General features: G+C 63.7%; 4 protein-coding genes and 1 pseudogene. 1 reads left to right on the plus strand and 4 read right to left on the minus strand.

Annotated features, from left to right (window positions below; translation table 11 throughout):
* Positions 1–1,160, plus strand: a pseudogene (locus AC1DWI_RS13180) (hypothetical protein); the annotation flags it as partial.
* Between the two features lie 148 nt (positions 1,161–1,308).
* Here the strand turns inward: AC1DWI_RS13180 and AC1DWI_RS13185 are convergent.
* From AC1DWI_RS13185 to AC1DWI_RS13200, 4 genes are all read right to left on the minus strand, one after another.
* A complete protein-coding gene (locus AC1DWI_RS13185; RefSeq protein ID WP_477668185.1) occupies positions 1,309–2,289 on the minus strand; it encodes a lysylphosphatidylglycerol synthase domain-containing protein in 981 nt (326 codons plus the stop codon).
* A 105-nt stretch (positions 2,290–2,394) separates the two neighbouring features.
* Entirely contained in the window at positions 2,395–3,828 is a 1,434-nt protein-coding gene (locus tag AC1DWI_RS13190) for an amidase (protein ID WP_477668184.1), read from the minus strand.
* Entirely contained in the window at positions 3,825–4,511 is a 687-nt protein-coding gene (locus tag AC1DWI_RS13195) for an amino acid ABC transporter permease (protein WP_477668183.1), read from the minus strand. The genes AC1DWI_RS13190 and AC1DWI_RS13195 overlap by 4 nt, the downstream gene beginning before the upstream one ends.
* A complete protein-coding gene (locus tag AC1DWI_RS13200; protein ID WP_477668182.1) occupies positions 4,508–5,164 on the minus strand; it encodes an amino acid ABC transporter permease in 657 nt (218 codons plus the stop codon). The genes AC1DWI_RS13195 and AC1DWI_RS13200 overlap by 4 nt, the downstream gene beginning before the upstream one ends.
* Positions 5,165–5,198: the final 34 nt, after the last annotated feature.

Consider the following 5,198-nt stretch of genomic DNA (forward strand, 5'->3'; position numbering starts at 1 on the left):
TCCTGGCTGTGGCGGTGGCTGGCTACTTTCTGGGGTTCATCAATTTGTCGAGCCTGCAGGTGATGTACGGTGCGCGCCTCACGCGTGCCTACCTGGGGGCGTCCAACAAGGCGCGGTTTGAATCGGAACGCCCGAAGATGGACGTGACCGAAGCCGATGCAAGCGATGACTTCACGCGCGAGGCCTACTACCGCAACGACCACCTGGGTCCGGCCCACCTCATCAACGTGACCATCAATGCCACCACGGGCACCGGCGACCAGCTCACCCAGCGGGACAGGCAGGGCCTGCCGCTGGCTGTCACGCCCGCGGGCATCACCGTGGACGGCAGGCTCTGGAATGCAAAGACCGGCAATTTCGCAGGCATTGAGGCCAAAGCCGCCAGGCGGGCGCCGCCCGAGCTGTCCATCGGCCAATGGGTGGGCGTGTCGGGCGCGGCATTTTCGACCGGGCTGGGGCGGGGTACGGCGCTGGGGCAGGCCATGCTGTTCACCATCATCAACATACGCCTGGGCTGGTGGTGGAACTCCGGAAAATCCGACCCCCGAACGCCGTTCCCGCTCTGGCGCAACCAGACTTATCTGCAGCGCGAATTGCGCGCCCGCTTCCTGGGCACGGACGGCTCGCACTGGTACCTGAGCGACGGCGGGCACTTTGAAAACACCGGCGTCTTCGAGCTGTTGCGCAGGCGGGTGGACTTCATCGTCTGCTGCGATTGCGGCGCAGACCCGAACTACAGCTTTGAAGACCTTGCCAATCTCATGCGCCTGGCACGCATCGATTTCGGTGCCGAGTTTGAATGTGTCGGGCCGAGCGCGGTGCCACGGCTTGCACCCAATGCCGCCACACTGGCGCCTTATTTCGCCCGCGACGAATCTGAACTGCGACCGGCAACCGATCCGCTGGCGCCGCTCGACGAAAAGTGTGCGCTGCTCTACCGCGTGCGCTATGCCAGCAGCCAGCCGGGCAAGCCCTCCGAAAGTATTTTGCTGGTGCTCAAGCCGCGTTTGATCAAGGGCGCCCCCCTTGACCTGTTTGAATACCAGACCAAAAAGCCGTCGTTCCCGCAGCAAACCACGTTTGACCAGTTCTTTGACGAAGCGCAGTGGGAAAGCTACCGGAAGCTGGGCGTGCTGATCGGCTCCCGCATATTCAGGTAGTGCGTGTGGTGCCTGGCCGGGCCGATTTGGCATCATTTTGGCCTGCAGCCCTTTATGAACGGGCGCAAGCAGCTACGTTATTGATAGCAATCGAGGGGAAGGCAACAACCGTCATGCTCGCCATGTCGATCACCAGGCGGTACCTCGGCTAATGGGCTTCAGCGTGGGTTGACGCATACCGCTCCAGCAGCGCATACAGCACCAGCCCGCCCGCCAGCGGCAACAGGTAGTAAAGCGCGCGGTAGGCCAGCACCGCGCCCATCAGTGCCCCCTGGCGCACGCTCCCCGACAGCAGCGCCAGGTAGACCGCCTCCAGCACACCCAGCCCGCCGGGGATCGGCATGATCACCCCCACGATGGACGCCGCCATCAGCACGCCCAGCACCGTGGTGTAAGGCACTTGCTGGCCCAGCAGCAAATACATGGCCGCGCCCATCAGTGCCCAGTTGCTGGCCGAAATGCCGAGCTGCACCAGGGCCAGCTGCGCGGAAGGCAGCTTCAGCCGCCGCCCGCGCACCCGCCACACGTGCCCGCGCGCCAACGCGCACGCCACCACGTAGCCCAGTGCAATCAGCACCATCACCACGCCCAGCAGGCGCAGCGCCGCGGCGCCAATGTGTGCCTGGCTGGGCGGTGCAATGGCGCCAGCAGCAAAGAGGCTCCCCGCCACCAACCCATAGCCCAGCCAGTTGGTTGCAAGGCTCAAGCCCACGATCTGCGCAATGGCGGCTTCGTCCAACCCGGCCCGCGCATACAGCCGCGCCCGCAGCGCCACCCCGCCGACCAGCGAGCCCAGGTTCAGGTTAAAGGCATAGCTGGTGACCGCAATGGCCCAGGTCTGCAGGCGCGGCAGCTTGTGGCGCGTGTGCTGCCGACCTATCAGGTCAAAGCACCCATACAGCGCATGGCTGGCCGTGGCCAGGCCCAGCACCGCAAGCAGCAAAAGAGGCGAGTAGCGCCGCAGCGTTTGCCAGGCGCCTTCCCAGTCCACCTTGTGGGCATGGGAAACCAGCAAACCCAGGACGACGATGCCCAGCGCAGGAAACACCCAGCGGCGGATGCGCGGCCACAGCGACGTTGCGGCTGCCGGGGACGTGCTGTCGGGAAGGTGAGCCGCAGTGCTGGGCATGATCAGTGCATTTTCAGCAAGGCACAAAGCGAACTCCAGCGAGGCTGGCGCTGATTTTTGTAGGCGAAAACCGACGGTGGCCCACCACGCTGCAGCGCCGCCCCTTCAGCGCTCCAGCTCAAGGCCTGCGGGATGCAGGCGGTTCCATGGCGTTGCCTTCTCAAACGCAAACGCTGCGCGCAATATCGTGGGCTCGGCGAAGGGCCGCCCGATCACTTGAATCGAAACCGGAAGCCCGCCGTCAGAAAGCCCCGCAGGAACGGCAACCGAACACAAATCAAGCAGGTTCACAAAGCGCCCGAACCTTGACAGCGGCGTGGCCAGTTCGTCGACCTCGCTGACGGGAATGGCGGTAATGGCATTGGTCGGAAATACACAAACGTCGACGCCGTCCATGGCGTCCAGCATCGCGGCTTTCGCAGACTCACGGTCGCGCAGCAGGGTGATGTACTGGGCGGCCCCGATGTCCCGGCCCAGCATGATCCGCCGCTTGATGTTCGGGTCAAACTCCAGCTCATTGCGCTCGAAAAGCGTGCCGAGATTGGCATAGCCTTCGGCGCTCATCAGGCTGCCTGCAATGCGCATGGATTGCGCCAGGCTTTGCGGAAGCGGCTTGTCCACCAGGGTCATGCCAAGCCCGGTGAACACGGAAAGAGACCTGTCATAAGCCTTCAGCACTTCCGGGTCCACGTCTTCGCGTTCAGCTCTGGGCAGGGTCCAGACCCGCATTCCCCTGACATCTTTTTCAATCTCTTTTGAAACCGAACGCGAGGGCGAAAAGCGGGATGCCGCGTCCTGCGGGTCGGGCCCCGCCAGCACGTCCAGCAGCGTTGCGCAATCCTTCACGGTCCGCGTGATGGGCCCCACCGTGTCATGCGTGGGGCACAGGTCAATCAGGCCGTAGCGGCTGATCAGACCATGTGTCGTTTTCAGCCCCACCAGCCCGCAGAGCCCGGCCGGAATGCGAACGGAGCCGCCGGTGTCCGTGCCCAGCGCTGCGCTGGCCATGCCCGCCGAAACCGCCACGGCCGAGCCGCTGCTGGAGCCGCCGGGCACACGGTGGGTTTCAAGGTCCCAGGGGTTCCAGGGTGTGCCCATGGAAGTATTGGTTCCCCAGCCGCCAAAGGCAAATTCCACCGTGTGTGTTTTCCCCAGCACGATGGCGCCGGCTGCCCTCAACCGGTCGACCACCGTCGCTGTGACGGTGGAGGTGCGCGGCGGGAGCGATCTGGAACCCGCGGTGATGGCGTGGCCTTTAATTTCAAAAAGGTCTTTGACGGCAATGGTCACACCATGCAGCGGGCCCACCGTGAAGCCGGCCTGCCTGAGCTTGTCCAGGCCGCGGGCGGCCTGCAAGGCTTCATCTGCATAGAGGTCTACATAGGCGTGCAGCTTGGCGTCAAAGGCGTCTATGCGCGAGAGCTGGTTTTCGACCAGTGTTTCGCTGTTGGTCTCTCCGCTGGCAAGCGCTTCGAGCGTCTGCTCCATGGAGGCGTAGGCAAGCGATGTGTTGAGAGAGGAATTGGCGATGGAGGTCATGCAGCACCCATGACCCGCCGGCCGCGCGAGAGGCGCTTTTCCAGCGCGCGCGAAAGCATTGACAAGGGAAAGGCAATGGCAAAGTAAAAGGCGCCCACCAGCAGGAATATGTGCAGGGGCAGGAAGAACTCGCTGGACATGGCCCGCGCCGTCAGCATCAGCTCGTCCGTGGCGATCAGTGCGCACAGCGAGCTGTCTTTTAACAGCGCCACATAGGTGTTCAGCAAGGGTGGCAGCATGACGCGCAGCGCCTGGGGAAACACCACATGCATAAACACCTGGTGCGGCGCCAGGCCAACGGCCAGGGCTGCTTCGCGCTGCCCGCGGTGAATCGACTGCAGGCCTCCGCGCAAAATCTCGGCAACATACGCCGCGCCGTGCAGGCCCAACCCGATCACCCCGGCCCAGAAGCCCGGCAGCGTAAGCCCGAGCGGCGGCAACGCAAAGTAGAGTGCCAGCAGCAGCGCGAGCAAGGGCACGGTGCGCACGAACTGAATGAAGAAGTTGGCGGCAAAGCGCAGGGCCGGCCGGCCGCTGCGGATCATGGCCGCCAGGGCCGCGCCCAGAAGCAGGGCCATCACAAAGCCCGCAGATGACAGCTTTGCCGTTACTTTGGCCGCCTCTGCAAGGCGGGGAGCCCAGTCGGGCCAGTATTGCAGGAAGACCGCAAAAAAACTGTTCATCGCTTGTTCTCCATGCGGCTTTCGGCCTTGGCAAATCCCCAGCTGACCGGCAGCACCATGGCCGCATACAACAGCATGGCGGCAAGATAGATCAAAGTGGTTTCAAAAGTGGAGGTCACCAGGTTCCTGGCAAAAAACATGATTTCCGGCGCGGCAATCGCAGAAGCGATGGACGTGTCTTTGAGCAGCTGGCTGGTGTAGTTGCCGAGGGATGGCCACGTCACCCGCAGCATTTGTGGAAGAAGGATGTGAATCAGCGCCTGCCGCGGTGTCATTCCGACGGAAAGGGCGGCCTCGCGCTGGCCGGCGTGCAGGCACTTGAGCCCGGCGACAAACACGTCGCACAACACCGCCGCCCCAACCAGCCCCAGGCCCAAAATTGCCGCCACCAGCGGCGAGAGCCGTATGCCGACGGCCGCCAGCCCGAAATAGATTACGAAGAGGTGGGCCAATGCCGGAACGTTGCGCATCCATTCGATGTAGGTGGCAATGGCCAGCTTCAGCAAACGAAAACGTGCGAAAGTGACCGTCACCGCCAGCAGCATTCCGCCCGCCAGCGCAATGACGAAAGCACCCAGGGCCACCACCGCGGCAGTGACCGCGCCACCCACCAGCACGGCGAGGATGCCCCCGAAAATTCCAAGCTGTTCCATCACCTGGCCAGCCCCGGGTTGTCCGCCACCTGGC

It is taken from the genome of Polaromonas sp. P3_C2 (assembly GCF_056402675.1).